This is a genomic window from Vibrio sp. Vb0349 (assembly GCF_033338975.1).
In genome coordinates this window covers 372911-387905 of sequence record NZ_JAWOTS010000002.1, presented here as the reverse complement: position 1 = coordinate 387905, position 14995 = coordinate 372911, and the positions used below count along the sequence as shown (strand labels likewise).

The window sequence follows — 14995 nt, the reverse complement described above, 5'->3', positions numbered from 1 at the left end:
AGCCACTCATCGCTTATCTTGAGTGCGTCACCTTGAATCGTGACACTAGGAACTTCAAACTGGTTTTCGTATCCATCACCGCCATCAAGAATATCCACCGTTAATATAGCATCGGGATTCAACCGCTCAGGAGCCTGAGTCTCAGAAGTTGGGTTCTCTCTTTCTTGCACTGCTGGCCTAGTAACATAGCCATTAGAAACGAGTTGCTCAGGTAAAACAGCGCGAATATAGGCAACAAAACTTAACCCACCAGAAGACTCACTAAAATCTCGAACGCTCTGATTAAAAGTGGATTCAATACCGTTTTGAGATGCAATTAAAAGATCATTCGAACTCGATTCATCCTCACTTGTTGTATCTTCATTAAATGCAATATCGAGAATGTCAGTATTAAGAACAACCACCTCTACTTCTGGAACTAATTGTTCGTTGGGCAACATTTGGATCCAAGAACCGTCACTTAAAACCGCCCAAAGAACATTACCGATTTGAATGTAGAGTATTGGCTGCATAATTCGCCCCATATGAAACAACGAACTTTAAGTATGGTCGACGAATATGACTGTTCAAATGAAACTAGAAAAAACATGGCCCTAAATGGCTCTAATGAGATATTGAACCAAAAACATACCTCATGTATGCGAGAAAGAGCCATTGGGGTAAACTACTTCTGGCGTAACCCATCCACTGGAAATTGATTGAAATTCCCCTTGCTACAATCGGGCTCATATCCAAATGGAGCAGGGAAAGGAATCGTATCGCAGCTTGTTGAAACGGAAGATTCAAACTTTACTCTCTTTCCTATCATGATAGGAAATAACCATGTGGCATTATTTCTTAAATCAAACTCCTCTTTAGGGTCATCAATCAAATTGTATATTTCAGGGATCTGTAATGGGCGCCCTTTCTCCGGCATGATATCTTGATCAATAAAGTGCATCTTGTAATTTTCCCACTTATAAGCGTAGGTTTCAGATCCATTGTTAACGATGAAACCATCTCGATTAGACTTTTCACTATCTCCCTTTAAAAAGGCCCACTGATCAATACTATCTATTGTTCTATCGCTTGGTAATTTGTATCCACCGACATGAGAAAGTGAGGCAAATAGATCCACAACATGGATAATTTCATCACTCACTCTGCCCGGTTTGATGTGGTTAGGCCAAGAGGCAATAAATGGTGTTCGGAGAGAGCCTTCAAGAGCCGTAAAGTATGCACCACGCCATGGCCCGCTAGAGCCTTGGTATGGCATATGCCACTCTGGACCGTTGTCAGAAAACCAAATCACTAGTGTATTGTCTTTAATTCCTGCTTTTTCTATTGCACCAATAACTTGCCCAGCTCGAAAATCTATCTCAGCTAACACATCTGAGTAATTTCCTTTGCCTGTTTTACCAATAAAATCAGGATGAGGTAGCGTCGGTAAATGTGGTTGAGTAAAAGTAATTACAGAGAAAAATGGCTTATTCTCTTTCACATTTCGATTTATAAAATCTGTGGCATGTTCAACTAGCTCACTGTCAATCGTTCTACGTGAGTCCAAATTATATTCTTTGACTCCTTTAGGGTCCTGCCCTGCTCTAGCTGAAAGGATTTTAGGTTTAGGTAATATAGCTTTATAACCGGGTTGAGAGCTATATTCTGACTCATCCGTCGTATTTGCAATGCCATACCATTCATCAAAGCCTTGATCCGTTGGAAAGCGCCCTTTTTGGTCTCCCAAATGCCATTTCCCGTAAAGGCTCGTGTTATATCCTTGTTCCTTAAACTTCTCTGCAATGGTTATCTCCCAGTTCACCATACCGTAAGGCACTCCCCAAACAACCTTATCTGTCCCAGATCTAAGCGCTCGCCTCCCCGTCATGAATGAGGAGCGAGTTGGCGTGCATTGCGGTTCCACATTAAAATTAGTAAGGCGTACACCTTCTCTAGCAAGTTGATCTAAGTTTTTAGTTTCAACACCTCTGGTACTCCCATAGGAACTTAGTTCCCCCCACCCAAGGTTATCAACCAACATTACCACGATATTTGGTGTCTCTTCCGCAACCACTTCTAACGGGATACATAGAAACAGGATAGTTGCTAGTTTATTTTTCATAGTGTCGCCTTTCATTGAAATTCAATCCTGTAAGTGCGTCTTATCACACTTAAAACACACTAAAGTCCAGTCCATGTTAGTTAACATTTTTGAAAAACAGGGATTACTTGGAAGCAACAAAAAACCTCTACTATATTCAACTGACTACATTGTCTCATTTGGTGTCATCTCACTCGACTTCGCCATGATGAACACAATTAGTAACGTTATATAACGATAATGGATTCATTTATCGCGGAGGATTTTCATGCGAAACTCGATTAAAAAGGTAATGGCATTGGTCGGTACATTAGCTTCGTCCACAGCCTTTGCTGCCGATAAGCCCAACATCCTTGTGCTCTGGGGTGACGATGTAGGTGTATACAACATTAGTGCGTATCACAATGGTATGATGGGAGGGAAGACTCCTAACATTGATAAAATCGCCAATGAAGGTGCCATTTTCACAGACGCTTACGCACAACAGAGTTGTACTGCCGGACGAGCCTCATTTATTCTGGGTCAACATCCGTTTCGTACCGGTCTATTGACTATTGGTATGCCCGGCGCAAAAGAGGGTATTCAATCGAAAGATCCTACTATCGCAGAGTTACTTAAAAATCACGGCTATGTGTCTGGTCAGTTTGGTAAAAACCACCTTGGTGATCAAGATGAGCACCTACCAACTAACCATGGGTTTGATGAGTTCTTTGGTAACCTATACCATTTAAACGCGGAAGAAGAGCCTGAGTCTGAGTTTTATCCAAAAGATCCAGAGTTTCGTAAAAAATTCGGACCTCGAGGCGTGTTGAAGGCGACTGCGGATGGCAAAATCGAGGACACAGGTCCCCTTACTCGTAAGCGTATGGAAAACGTAGACCGAGAGTTCATGGATGCTAGCTTGGCCTTTATGGAAAAAGCAGTAAAAGAAGACAAACCATTCTTTATTTGGCATAACTCAACCCGTATGCACGTCTGGACACATTTGAGTGAAGAATATCAAGGGAAGTCAGGTTACGGCTTATACGCCGATGGCATGATGGACCTAGATGATCAAGTAGGTGTGATGCTTGATAAACTTGAAGAGCTAGGCGTAGCAGATAACACCATTGTTGTTTTTAGTACCGATAATGGCGCTGAGAAATTTACCTGGCCAGATGGTGGTACTACACCGTTCAAGGGCGAAAAAGGTACGACTTGGGAAGGCGGATTCCGCGTTCCGATGATGGTACGCTGGCCTGGAAACATTAAACCAGGAACGGTTATCAACGATATCTTTTCACAAGAAGACTGGATGCCAACTCTACTCGCAGCTGTGGGCGAACCAGATGTGAAAGAAAAACTATTGAAGGGTCATAAAGCAGCGGGCAAAACCTTTAAAGCACATTTAGATGGCTACAACCAACTTGATCTGCTGACTGGTAAAGCTGATGAAGGCGCACGCAAAGAAATCTTTTACTTCGATGCTGGTGGTAATTTAAACGCCGTTCGTTATAAAGACTGGAAGATCCACTTCAGTATTATGGAGGGTGCCATTAATGAGGCATACCGCAAAACACCTAGTTGGCCTTTGATTGTAAACCTTCGTATGGATCCATTTGAGGTCGGTCCAGATGCAGCACTTTACGTCAGACATTTTTACGCTGATCAAATGTGGATGTTCGTTCCTGCTCAAGCTATCGTGCGTAAGTTCCTAGAGACATTTAAGGAGTTCCCTGCAACGAAAGGTAGCTCGTTAAGTATTGAAAAAGTGGTAGAAACAATGACACAGCAACCTAGAAACTAGACCCTAGGTATCGAAGCTATTGTGGAATTAACTAAGGCCTCAATTGTGAGGCCTTTTATTTCGTTGCAATTGTTTGGTTGCAGCAAGTTATGGTCAAACAAAGATTATCATTTAGTGCTCTCTTTAAACACTTGATTCCAATCTTGTTTCATATCGACAAATAGCCAACCTTGCTCTTCACCTACTTTAAACGATTTATCTAACTTACCAACATGAGAATCTTTATCATACGCCCATTCACGCTTGTCATCCGTGTGATGGATAATCGCAGAAAATCTTGGACCTGAACCTGCTTTCGTCCACTCTAACATCTGTAAATCACCATCAGAATTACCAAACGCCATGACCGGACGTTTGCCAATGAAGTTTTGAATCGTCACAGGCTTTACTGCTTTGTCATTGACAAAGTCTATTTCCGGCATGCGTTGGATGGTAGGTTTTCCATCAACACTTTGATATTCCGCCTTTAACGTCGTTCCCACGATGTTTTGCGTTGGAATGCCGTATACTTCCGGCGCCCAAACGCGCATAAATTCAATTCCGCCTCCAGAAACGATGTAGGTCTGATAGTCGTTCGCTCTTAAATAGTCGAGCAGTTCGAGCATAGGTTGATATACCATTTCAGTGTATGGTCTACCCGTTGTTGGATGGACAGCCGTTTTCAACCATTCCTTAACTTCTTGATGAAACTGTTCAGTAGACATTCCAGAATGGGTTGCCATAACAAGCTTCATTACACCTTCGAGTCCTTGTTTACCAATCCCCTCCATGTCACCTTTTAATGCGGAAGCAAAGGGTTCGGTTGTCTTCCAATCTGGATGCTCAGAGGCCATTTCTTTTACTCTATCGATCGCAAAAAACAACTGTAGATAAACAGGCTTTTCTGCCCAAAGTGTTCCATCATTATCAAACGTCGCGATTCGTTGGCTTTCAGGCACATAGGAATCCGAACCTTGGGTCGTTGTTTTCGTAACAAACGCCATAATAGCTTGCTTAGCGTCAGTGTTGTTCCATGACGGAAGTGGATCTTGCATATCAGCAGCAACAGCGTAACTAGACAGAGCAAAACCTGTTGCTAAGACAATCGCCTTTAACTTTATAGCCATCTTAATTCCTTATATTGAGGTGCTAGATGCGAATCCAATCAAAAGTATAGTTCAATTGAAACAGGCGCATATTGAACTGAAATATCCAACGACCACCAAAGAGTGACGCTGTCACTAAATTGGTTCACTATTTTATTGAAATAGGAACATGGAATTTACCGATTAGAGTTTAAGTTCATTGGCTTCAACTGATGTAGAGGCACTTTTACGTCCCTTTTTCTGATTGAGCTCTTCAATAACATAGTCGGGAGCGACCTTCGTTAGCTCTGTTAAACAGTCATCCGTTTTAGGGTTGCCGTATCTGACATAGATGTCACACACGGCATACAATTGTTCTGGAGCACCGGATATCAAATACGCTTGCTCAAAAGCGTTGACAGACTTCTTCAAGTCTAACTCTTCTTGCAGAACACCATTTAAATACCAAAAGTAACTGTTCGTCTTTGCCATCGTCGCAGCTTTGTCTATTTCAAACGCCGCTTCTTTCTTTTTGTCTAATCTAACCAAAGCGAGAGATTTAGAATAATGCAGCGAGGCATCTTCTGAATTTAGCTTGATACCCTCGTCAAGCACGTTGATAGCTTTTTGGTCTAGCTGTTGCGCTCGGAAGTTGTCTGCATAGCTTAACCAAACTTGAGGGTTGTTTGGCTCAAGCTTAGTTAACTCTGGGTATATCAGCGCCGCTTTATCCCAATCACGATGCCAACGGTAAACGTCTGCAAGTAATAACTTGGAAACATTATCGTTCTTACTGGACAAGTGTGCTGTCAGCTCTGAAACAGGCCCTTCAAGTGACTGCTGTTGCTCTGAACTCAAATTGGCGTAATCTCGAACGAGGTTAATCGCTGCTGTAATTCGCACCATGGCGGCGTCATCACTCAATAATGGTGAAATCAAACGCCAACGGTGCTCAATCATATATGGCTGTGCTCCCACAATCGCAGCTTCGCGAATACCTGCATCTTCATCCTGCAACCCACGCGCAACTGCAACCAACGCATTTTGGCTTGGATAGTTGGCTAACTCACGTAAAGCATCAATACGTTTTTCTGAAGACAACTTTTTATTTTGCGCATCATAAGACAGCTTTTCGACTCGTTGCGCCGGTGTCATTTGAGCTTCTTGTGGAGTGACAACCGTTGTCGGCGATACCTGGTCTGGGTCTAGCAATGTTGTTTCTTGTGCCACTGTTGTTTGACTCGCAGCAATGCCGATCGAGATCACGAGTAATGATTTAGAGAGCAGCTTAATTTTTTGCATTCAATAACCTATATTCTTTCATTTCCGGGCCTGTAGCAGGCGTAGTGACTATCTTAAAACTTCATTTCAAACACAGTCTGTGTTTGAGTAGCTTGCTGGCGTAGAATCTGGTCACTGTATTTACCGTGAACCACTGGGTTACCTGTCGCTCGTAAGATGTACGCCATCGACTGATCAACATGGGTAAAAAACTTCTTCCAACCCGCGCAGAGATAATTAAGACCAGGCTCACCTTGCCTAGTACGGATAAAACGGTTTTTGGGACATTCTCCAAAACATGCAAATTGATAATCACATTGAAGGCACTGTTGGGGCAGCGTACGACTTTTAGCAAACCCAAATTTCTGCTGCTCAGAGCTATAAGCGAGCGTATCGAGCTTTTCGTGATGAATGTTTCCAACCTTATATTCTGGGTACACGTAATGATCACACGCAAACACATCACCATTAGGCTCCATTGCTAAGCCTTTCCCGCAGATTTCACCTAACGTACACAGTGGGTTTTTTCTGCCCATCCAGGTTTCGATACTGGCTTCAAAGTACTGAACAAACACGTTGCCGATATCGTGTAAAACCCATTCATTGAAAATCGCGATCAGAAAATTTCCCCATGCTTCATCCGCAACGCAAAAAGGCTCAACAACGGCATCTTTATGACCTGGGATCAACCGTTTATCTCCTTGCTTTAGTTGCTCGTTTGGCTCCCAAGTTTGAGGGGCGGTTGTTCTGAATGTTTTCTGCTCAACTATTGGAATAAACTGCATTTGAGGGGAGCGTACTTCATCTCGCAAGAATCGGTACACTTCAAGTGGGTTACGGCTGGTCAAGTTGTTAACACAAGTGAGCGTAGCAAACTTTACTTCGTGCTTATGTAATAGTTCAACCGCATTCATGACTTGCCGGAATGTGCCTCTACCAGCTCGGTTTGTTCGGTAAGCGTTGTGCATCATTTCTGGGCCATCAATGCTTAAACCGACGAGAAAGTTGTTCGACTTTAAAAACTCACACCATTCATCGTTAAGCAGTGTGCCATTAGTCTGGAGATCATTGGAGATCGTAATGCCATCGGGACGGTATTTATTCTGTAGCTCAACAATTGTCTTGAAATAATCCAAACCTAGCATTGTCGGCTCACCACCCTGCCAAGAGAAAATGATTTCAGGTGTATTCTGTCCCGCTATATATTGACGGATATAGGTCTCGAGCGTTTCCTCATCCATGACTGGTGAGCTGCCTGGCTTGTACTCAAGTAAATCTTGTTTGCTTAGGTAGTAACAATAGGTGCAATCGATATTGCACACTGCACCGATAGGTTTCGCCATGACATGTAATCGCTTGGATGCTTTTCCATTGAACTGCGGACCTTGAGTTATGTGCATTCATCACCTTCTTAGTTGCTAGCCTGCGCCCAACGGCGTTAAGACTAATCATTAAGTTAATCGCCTAGTGTGATGATAATGTTCAATTATTCGTGGCGCTTGTTATAGTGTGTATAACTGTTTTTCATAGACTTGCCTGATAAAATTTTTTGATCATAAATGTTGATGGAGCTCCCCTATGAAGCATTCCAAAAGTAATACTCTTTACCTTGGTGCCACTATTTCGATTTCGCTAATTATGACTGGATGTGCAACAACACAACCTAGCCCTCTTGCTCAAAAAATCGATCAAGATATGGTTCTTATTGAAGGTGGACCATTTACGATGGGCTCGGATAATCCATCAGCAAATAAATCCGAGCGCCCGGCTCGCACCGTTCGCGTGGATGATTTCTATTTGGCAAAATTTGAGGTAACCCAAGAGTTATTCGAATCGGTTACAGGCTCTTCTCTGAGTTATTTTAGAAACCCAAATACGCCCGTGAATAACATTAGCTGGCAACAAGCCAATTATTTTATAAAGAAATTGAATGAAAAAACGGGAGAGCACTATCGTTTACCCACCGAAGCAGAATGGGAGTTTGCTGCGAAAGGGGGGAATCTAAGTCAAGGATTCACTTACGCGGGGTCTGATGATATTAACGACGTTGCCTGGTATGCCAGTAACTCAAACAATAAAGCACACAAGGTAGGTCAGAAAAAACCGAATGAGCTTGGCTTATACGATATGACGGGTAATGTTGGTGAGTTTGTTATTGATGCCTTTGATGAAGGCTATTACAAATCGGCACCAAGTGATAATCCGGTAAACGCAAAAGATGAAAAAGAAAGCCTTGCACACAAGTCTGTACGAGGTGGTAGCTTTGCCTATGATGCTGACGAATCCGAAAACTATCGTCGCGATTTTGCTAGCCAGTCAGTCATCATGTCCGACATGGGGCTGAGATTAGCGAAAGACGCTGATTAAACTAAGTAAGAAAAAAAGTGGAGCGATAAAAGCTCCACTTTTGGTAATTAGCTCCTATTGACCCCAACAATAGAGGCTTTAAGCTGATCAATAGCTTGTTTAGGTGCATAGTGACTAAGCTCTTGTATGCACCTATCGAAAGCAAAAGCGACAGCACCTTTTTTATGATTTCTCGCTAGAACCTCGCATTGAGCAAACAAGTGTTGTGGATTGCCACCGACTTCAAATGCTGTATGCAACGCTTTACTGGCTTCTAGAACATCGCTTTTTTCTAAAGCTAGACCGTACACGTACCAATAATGCGCATTAGTTTCACCAACTTTTGCGGCGCGTCTAAGTAGCTTTTTCGCATCATCGGCTTTGCCTTGACGTAACAAAGAAAGACCTGCGCTGTATGGTAATGTGCTGGATTTAGGTTGAGCTTTCATCCCTTGTTGTAGCACCGTGAGCGCCGCTTCTTCTTTACCTAGGTGACGATACAAATCTGCTAGGTTAACGTAGCTATTTTCGAAATAGGGTTCGATGCTGATCGCTTGTTTATACAGCTCGGCCGCTTTGTCGATTTCACCTAAGCTGCGGTACACATTCGCCAAATTGGTTCTTCCGAAGCCACGATCGGCATTAAACCCTTGAATTTCCATGTACTCTTCTAAAGGCGATTTAATGATATCTTTTTGTAAAGGGGTCATTTGTGCGTAGTTCGCTACCAGCACCGAGGCAGCTTCCGCTCTCACTGAAAGCACCGGGTCACCAAGCAATGGCTCTAGAATCCGCCACCGATCATGAAATTCATAACCAGACGAGCCTGAAATTGCCCCTAATCGAACCATTTCATTCTCATTCTTAACGGCCCTAGCCAAAGATACTGTTGTATTTTGGTCAGTATTGCCCCCCATTCTCTCCAGGGCTGAAGCACGAATAATGTCTTTTAACGACGAATCCTGAGCAGAGTATGCCAACGCATTTGCTGCTCCTTGATGACCAATTGAATCCGCATAAAATGCGACAGCAAAATGTTGCTGATTACGATACTTCGAATTCGGGTACCATTCTGCTATCTGTTCATCGGCCCATTGATTGCTTTTATCTTCATGGCATGACATGCAAACATTGGGCGTTCCAATATGTTTGCTCAAATCCGGTCGTGGAATATGCCAACTGTGGTCTCTACGAGGATCGACTTGCATGTAAGTCGTTTCTGGCATGTGACAAGTCGTACATTGCGATGCTTCAGATCCAGCCTTATGAAAGGTATGCTTTTCAGGTGTATATTCCGATGCAATATGGCATTGCGAACATACTGCTTCTTCTGGGATCGTTAACTCTGCCGTGTGTGGATCATGACAATTAGTGCACGTGACCCCCTTCTCCGCCATTTCAGATTGAAGAAACGAACCATAAACATAATCTTCGTCGTAAATCTGTCCATCATGATAGTAGAGTTCAGGTGTTATAAGACTTAAGCGATATTTATCAAAAAAAGAACCTTTAACATGATCACCTGTTTCATTTAACTGGGTTCGGCGACTATGGCATTGAGCGCATGTTTGCACTTGATTGGTTGCTTCAATTGATTTCGGCTGTAACGTACTATGGCCTTCCTCAAACACCCAATCCGACACTGCTTTAGACAAATTTCGATCAAAGCCATAATGGCTGTCATGCTCAAAAGAAGTGCCAGCATTTTTGTATTTCTTGGCCAGTTCTATGTGCTGACTAGCGGGACCATGGCATGCTTCGCATCCCACATTAATCTCTGACCATGAGCTGTTGTAAGTGTTTTTGTCAGCGTCGTAATTCTTCTTTAGGTTCGTTGAATGGCAATCAGCACACATGAAGTTCCAATTTTGCCCGGTATTGGTCCAATAGAATTCATCCGTTGTTGTCGTTTCTGGATAAAGATGAAACCAACGCTGTCCCCCTTCAACTTTAGCTCTTGTGTCCCAAGCAAAAGGAATAAGCTGCACGCGGCCATCTTCAAACTCGACCATGTACTGCTGTAATGGTTCCCAGCCAAATGTATAGCTGATCTTATAGTCATGCCATTGCCCGTCAGAGCCTTGAATGTTGACCCAATATTCGCCGCCTTTTTTAAAAAAACGATTAGGCATTCCTTTGTGTGTTACAACATGGTTATCAAAATTACCACGCACAGAGGTTGTACTTGCATGCTTCATGGCCATATCGTGATGTGACCCTTTCCAGGCCTCCACCTCGTTTTGGTGGCAATCTATACAAGCTTGTGTGCCAGCATATTCTGGATTTAAGCCTAAAGGAATATTTGGTTTCTCTGTTAATAACTCTTGAGAAAAAGCCATAAAACTGACAACAACGTTGACCAGCAATAAAATACGAAACCGGCCTGCCCACTGACTCATAGATATCCTTATATTTATAATGTACAACCTAAATCAATATAGACACTAAATCACTGGTTATACAAATAATTACAAGCAATACATAACGACTTTAGTATTGCTTTAGGACCGTAAAACAAGCGAGCATCCTATTGTTTTTCATTTCCATCCCCTCTTCTACTACGCAATAAAAATAAGGCTCTTCAGTGATCTAAATCTACTTTACGAATCTCTACAAACTAACAGGACAATCCTATTTCTTCTTAATTAACAAATGGTTACTACCTAGCAATAACTTATGGTTATATCGAGTATAAGAGGATTTTTCTATATACATCATTAACTTATGCAGCAACTAAGCATAAGGCTCACTTGTGCTTATCTTTACTCTCAACAATCTGGAGTTTTTATGGCAAATCAATTGAGCAAAATCGCTGTAGGCGCAGGACTGTTAGCGGCGTCCAGTGCTGCTATGGCAGCCGACAAACCGAATATTCTGGCAATTTTTGGTGACGATATCGGCTACTGGAATATCAGCGCATACAACCAAGGTATGATGAGTTACAAAACGCCAAACATCGACCGTATCGCGAATGAAGGTGCGTTGTTCACAGATCACTACGGACAACAGTCTTGTACTGCTGGTCGCGCGGCCTTTATTACGGGTGAAGAGCCATTTCGTACGGGTTTGTTAACAATTGGTATGCCAGGCTCTGACCACGGCATACCTGATTGGGCGCCAACCATTGCAGATCTGTTAAAAGAACAAGGTTACATGACGGGTCAATTTGGTAAAAACCACTTAGGTGACCAAGATAAGCACTTACCGACAAAACACGGCTTTGACGAATTCTTCGGTAACTTATATCACCTAAACGCAGAAGAAGAACCTGAAACTTATTACTACCCTAAAGACCCAGAGTTTCGTAAAAACTATGGCCCTCGTGGTGTCATTAAGTCTTATGCCGACGGTAAGATTGAAGACACTGGCCCAATGACACGAAAACGTATGGAGCACGCAGATGAAGAGTTCCTAGAGAGCTCTTTGGCATTTATGGAAAAAGCAGTTAAGGCGGATAAACCCTTCTTTATTTGGCATAACGCCACTCGTATGCACGTTTGGACTCGCTTGCAGGAAAAATACCAAGGTAAATCAGGTGTAAGCATTTATGCCGATGGTATGCTGGAACATGATGATCATGTAGGTGTTTTACTCGACAAGCTGGATGAGCTAGGTGTTGCAGACAACACTATCGTTATCTACTCAACGGACAACGGCGCAGAAACCATGACTTGGCCAGATGGTGGCGCAACACCATTCCATGGTGAAAAAGGTACAACTTGGGAAGGCGGTATGCGTGTTCCTCAACTGGTTCGTTGGCCAGGCGTCATTAAGCCAGGAACCAAGATCAATGAAATGATGGCACACCAAGACTGGTTGCCTACATTATTGGCAGCTGCTGGCGTACCTGATGTAAAAGAAAAACTGGCAGAAGGCTACAAAGCAAATGGCAAAGAGTGGCGTGTACATTTAGATGGTTATAACTTCATGCCATACTTTGAAGGTAAGGAAGAAAAAGGCCCTCGTGAGTCGCTGCTTTACTTTACGTCTAATGGTGAATTAAACGCTGTCCGCTGGAATGACTGGAAACTTCACTTTGCAACGCTTGAAGGGAACCTAAGTAACGCAGTTCGTTTTGCTCCGAACTGGCCTAAAATCATCCACCTACGCGCTGACCCATTCGAAAAAGGCCCAAGCGAATCACAAATGTACTTGCGTTGGATGGCTGACAACATGTGGCTATTTGTACCTGTACAAGACGTTGTGGGAGAGTTCTTTAAAACACTTCCAGAATACCCAATGCAACGTGGCACAGCGATGAACCCTGCTTCACTAAACTACGACTCTCTAAAAATGCAAGAGAAGCTGCAGCAACTAGACAAAGTTGAACAAGAAATCAGCAAGTTTAAGTAAACTAAGTTAACGTTAGTTAATCAGTAACATTAAGCCAGCAGACCATTCTGCTGGCTTATGTGTATCGCCACATAGGAACTTACTTAAATCGCCTGTTTAGCCTATACAAAGTGGGCATTGTGAGTACAAACTGAAAAACAAAAAAAGGAGAGCTAACCTGCTCTCCTTTGTATTTTAACCGTGGATAAACTAAGCCACATTAACCGATTTAGCTAAACTGCTACTTTGGAAAAACTCATCATGCAATGCGCAAATCGCGTGCTGGTATTCCTTATCACCGACAACAAATTGAACATTTACATTTCTCAATGATGAGTGCAGTGCAACTGGCGTAACGCCATTATTCATCAATGCAAGCACACCTTTCGCCAACGTCTTGTTGGTATCAATTTGAGAACCGATGGCTGAGATAAGCGCGACCATACGACCTTTAATCGAGGCATTCGGATAACGTTTCTCGGCTTTATACAATACTTTGTTTAAGCTATCAGTACTGCCACCTAGATAGTAAGTAATAGAGTTAGCGTTCATCTCTTTACCAACCAAACTTACACGAGCATCGGAGATGATTTCCATCAATTCGTAACTAACGTTATCGGCTTTTCCCACCATTGCTTGGTCAAACAAATGCAGTGCAAATACTTTCTCTTTACCTGCGATGATCTCGACTTTGTCTTCTTCCGGACGATAGCTTGAAGAGATCAAAGTACCTTCGTGTTCAGGTTCGAATGTATTTTTAATCTGTAGCTCAATACCACTTTCACGCAAACCCGCAGCGGCATTTGGGTGAATCGCTTCCATGCCAAGGTTCGCAAGTTGGTCTGCTACGTCATAGTTTGTACTACCAATTGGTAATACTTTTTCAGGGCCAACAACGCGTGGGTCTGCTGAGCTCAAGTGGTACTCTTTGTGAATTACTGCTAAATCCGCTTTTGTTATTGCTGCAATTCGGCTAAATGTCATCTCACTATAACCTCGGTCATAAGTGTGCATTAGGCCCTCTTTACAGTAAGCATAACCTGTCACGATTGGCAGTTCTTTTGATACATCGATATCAGCAAACGCGTCACTGATCGACTCATCAAGGCTTCTTGGCGCTTGATTATCCCAACCAGACAGGTCAACGAACTTAGCGTTAATACCCATATTTTTTAGTTTTAGTGCTGTGTTGTAAGCACTATGTGCCTCACCGATAGACGAGAGAAACTCTCGAATTTGAGGCAAGTACTGGCGCAACGAAAATTGACCGTACTGACAGGTTTCTAAAATATTCGCGATACAGTTTTTCGCTTCAGCAATGCGGGAGCGAATGAATTTATCCGCACGGATACGATTCATTGGGTCCGCAAAAATATTTTCATTGGTCAGCAACATACGGCTTTCAACGTACGCTAACGCTTCTTCCCATTTGTCGTCGCGTTTCGCGATAAGCTGATAAACGCCTGGTTTACTGGTTTTTTTACACTCGAGCAGCGCATCGGTCATACCACCGTATGCAGATACGACAAAAATACGATTGTATGGCGTTTTGGGACGAAGAATAATATTGTCGAGAACAGCATCAAATGCTGTCATTGATGTACCGCCGATTTTTTCTACGGTAAATGTCATGATAAGCCTTTTTTGATTGGTAACTTTAAAAAGAAAAAAGAAGAGATAGTAAAGTGTGGGGTGGCAAAGCACCCCACCATCATCTTTTAGTCAACGAGAGGATAAACACCGTTTTCATCGTGCACTTCAGCGCCAGTAATCGGTGGGTTAAACACACACGCCATTACCATTTCTTTATTCTTATAAGCTCTCAAGTAGTGCTCATCGTGTTTATCAAGGATGTATAATGTACCTGGTTTGATTGGGTACGTTTCTCCACCTACAACTTCAATCTCACCTTCACCACTCATACAAAACACCGATTCAAGGTGGTTTTGATAGTGAATATGAGTTTCTGTATCTTCATAAATCGTTGTGATGTGGAAAGAGAAACCCATGTTGTCGTCTTTCAACAACATGCGGACACTTTCCCAGTTATCTGAAACAACACGTCGTTCGCTGTTGCGGCATTCATCTAGAGTTCTGACGATCATA

At 42.8% G+C, this 14995-nt stretch carries 11 protein-coding genes; 3 read left to right on the top strand and 8 right to left on the bottom strand.

Going from position 1 to position 14995, the window contains the following annotated elements; all coding sequences use genetic code 11:
* Both R7Q47_RS05040 and R7Q47_RS05035 read right to left on the bottom strand, forming a co-directional pair.
* The coding region (locus tag R7Q47_RS05040; protein WP_171343225.1) for a hypothetical protein at nt 1-512 on the bottom strand (512 nt) is incomplete at its 3' end.
* Nucleotides 513-664: 152 nt separating this feature from the next.
* Entirely contained in the window at nt 665-2101 is a 1437-nt protein-coding gene (locus R7Q47_RS05035; RefSeq protein WP_262627621.1) for an arylsulfatase, read from the bottom strand.
* Nucleotides 2102-2348: 247 nt separating this feature from the next.
* On the opposite strand from R7Q47_RS05035, the gene R7Q47_RS05030 reads away from it, so the two are divergent.
* Nucleotides 2349-3866 (top strand): arylsulfatase, encoded by a 1518-nt coding sequence (locus R7Q47_RS05030; RefSeq protein WP_262627620.1) that lies wholly within the window; start codon nt 2349-2351, stop codon nt 3864-3866.
* Between the two features lie 107 nt (nt 3867-3973).
* Here the strand turns inward: R7Q47_RS05030 and R7Q47_RS05025 are convergent, their stop codons facing one another.
* The 3 genes from R7Q47_RS05025 to R7Q47_RS05015 all read right to left on the bottom strand — a co-directional run bounded on the left by R7Q47_RS05025 (nt 3974) and on the right by R7Q47_RS05015 (nt 7611).
* Complete coding sequence (locus R7Q47_RS05025) at nt 3974-4972, bottom strand: HAD family hydrolase (RefSeq protein ID WP_033905219.1); 999 nt, start codon at nt 4970-4972, stop codon at nt 3974-3976.
* Between the two features lie 162 nt (nt 4973-5134).
* Complete coding sequence (locus R7Q47_RS05020) at nt 5135-6232, bottom strand: hypothetical protein (protein ID WP_318088670.1); 1098 nt, start codon at nt 6230-6232, stop codon at nt 5135-5137.
* Between the two features lie 53 nt (nt 6233-6285).
* Entirely contained in the window at nt 6286-7611 is a 1326-nt protein-coding gene (locus R7Q47_RS05015) for an anaerobic sulfatase maturase (RefSeq protein WP_318088669.1), read from the bottom strand.
* Between the two features lie 238 nt (nt 7612-7849).
* Between R7Q47_RS05015 and R7Q47_RS05010 the strand changes: the two genes are divergently transcribed.
* Complete coding sequence (locus tag R7Q47_RS05010; RefSeq protein WP_373921196.1) at nt 7850-8578, top strand: formylglycine-generating enzyme family protein; 729 nt, start codon at nt 7850-7852, stop codon at nt 8576-8578.
* A gap of 47 nt (nt 8579-8625) precedes the next feature.
* On the opposite strand, the gene R7Q47_RS05005 is transcribed toward R7Q47_RS05010, so the two are convergent.
* The gene (locus R7Q47_RS05005) at nt 8626-10956 is read right to left on the bottom strand and encodes a tetratricopeptide repeat protein (protein ID WP_318088668.1); all 2331 of its coding nucleotides are present in this window, start codon (nt 10954-10956) and stop codon (nt 8626-8628) included.
* A gap of 388 nt (nt 10957-11344) precedes the next feature.
* Between R7Q47_RS05005 and R7Q47_RS05000 the strand changes: the two genes are divergently transcribed.
* Nucleotides 11345-12910, top strand: coding sequence for an arylsulfatase (locus R7Q47_RS05000; protein ID WP_005377767.1), 1566 nt, complete (start codon nt 11345-11347; stop codon nt 12908-12910).
* 189 nt (nt 12911-13099) lie between these two features.
* On the opposite strand, the gene R7Q47_RS04995 is transcribed toward R7Q47_RS05000, so the two are convergent.
* On the bottom strand, nt 13100-14521 hold the full coding sequence (locus tag R7Q47_RS04995; RefSeq protein WP_005377768.1) for an aspartate kinase: 1422 nt from the start codon (nt 14519-14521) through the stop codon (nt 13100-13102).
* A gap of 86 nt (nt 14522-14607) precedes the next feature.
* Nucleotides 14608-14994 carry an ectoine synthase gene (locus R7Q47_RS04990; protein WP_005377769.1) on the bottom strand — a complete coding sequence of 129 codons (387 nt, stop codon included), beginning with the start codon at nt 14992-14994 and terminating at the stop codon, nt 14608-14610.
* Nucleotide 14995: the final 1 nt, after the last annotated feature.

Bases quoted from the DNA above. Each gene is read 5' to 3' on its own strand.
- R7Q47_RS05015 (WP_318088669.1), bottom strand. From the start codon at position 7,611: ATGCACATAACTCAAGGTCCGCAGTTCAATGGAAAAGCATCCAAGCGA.
- R7Q47_RS05000 (WP_005377767.1), top strand. From the start codon at position 11,345: ATGGCAAATCAATTGAGCAAAATCGCTGTAGGCGCAGGACTGTTAGCG.
- R7Q47_RS05005 (WP_318088668.1), bottom strand. From the start codon at position 10,956: ATGAGTCAGTGGGCAGGCCGGTTTCGTATTTTATTGCTGGTCAACGTT.
- R7Q47_RS05025 (WP_033905219.1), bottom strand. From the start codon at position 4,972: ATGGCTATAAAGTTAAAGGCGATTGTCTTAGCAACAGGTTTTGCTCTG.
- R7Q47_RS05010 (WP_373921196.1), top strand. From the start codon at position 7,850: ATGACTGGATGTGCAACAACACAACCTAGCCCTCTTGCTCAAAAAATC.
- R7Q47_RS05035 (WP_262627621.1), bottom strand. From the start codon at position 2,101: ATGAAAAATAAACTAGCAACTATCCTGTTTCTATGTATCCCGTTAGAA.
- R7Q47_RS05030 (WP_262627620.1), top strand. From the start codon at position 2,349: ATGCGAAACTCGATTAAAAAGGTAATGGCATTGGTCGGTACATTAGCT.
- R7Q47_RS04990 (WP_005377769.1), bottom strand. From the start codon at position 14,994: ATGATCGTCAGAACTCTAGATGAATGCCGCAACAGCGAACGACGTGTT.
- R7Q47_RS04995 (WP_005377768.1), bottom strand. From the start codon at position 14,521: ATGACATTTACCGTAGAAAAAATCGGCGGTACATCAATGACAGCATTT.
- R7Q47_RS05020 (WP_318088670.1), bottom strand. From the start codon at position 6,232: ATGCAAAAAATTAAGCTGCTCTCTAAATCATTACTCGTGATCTCGATC.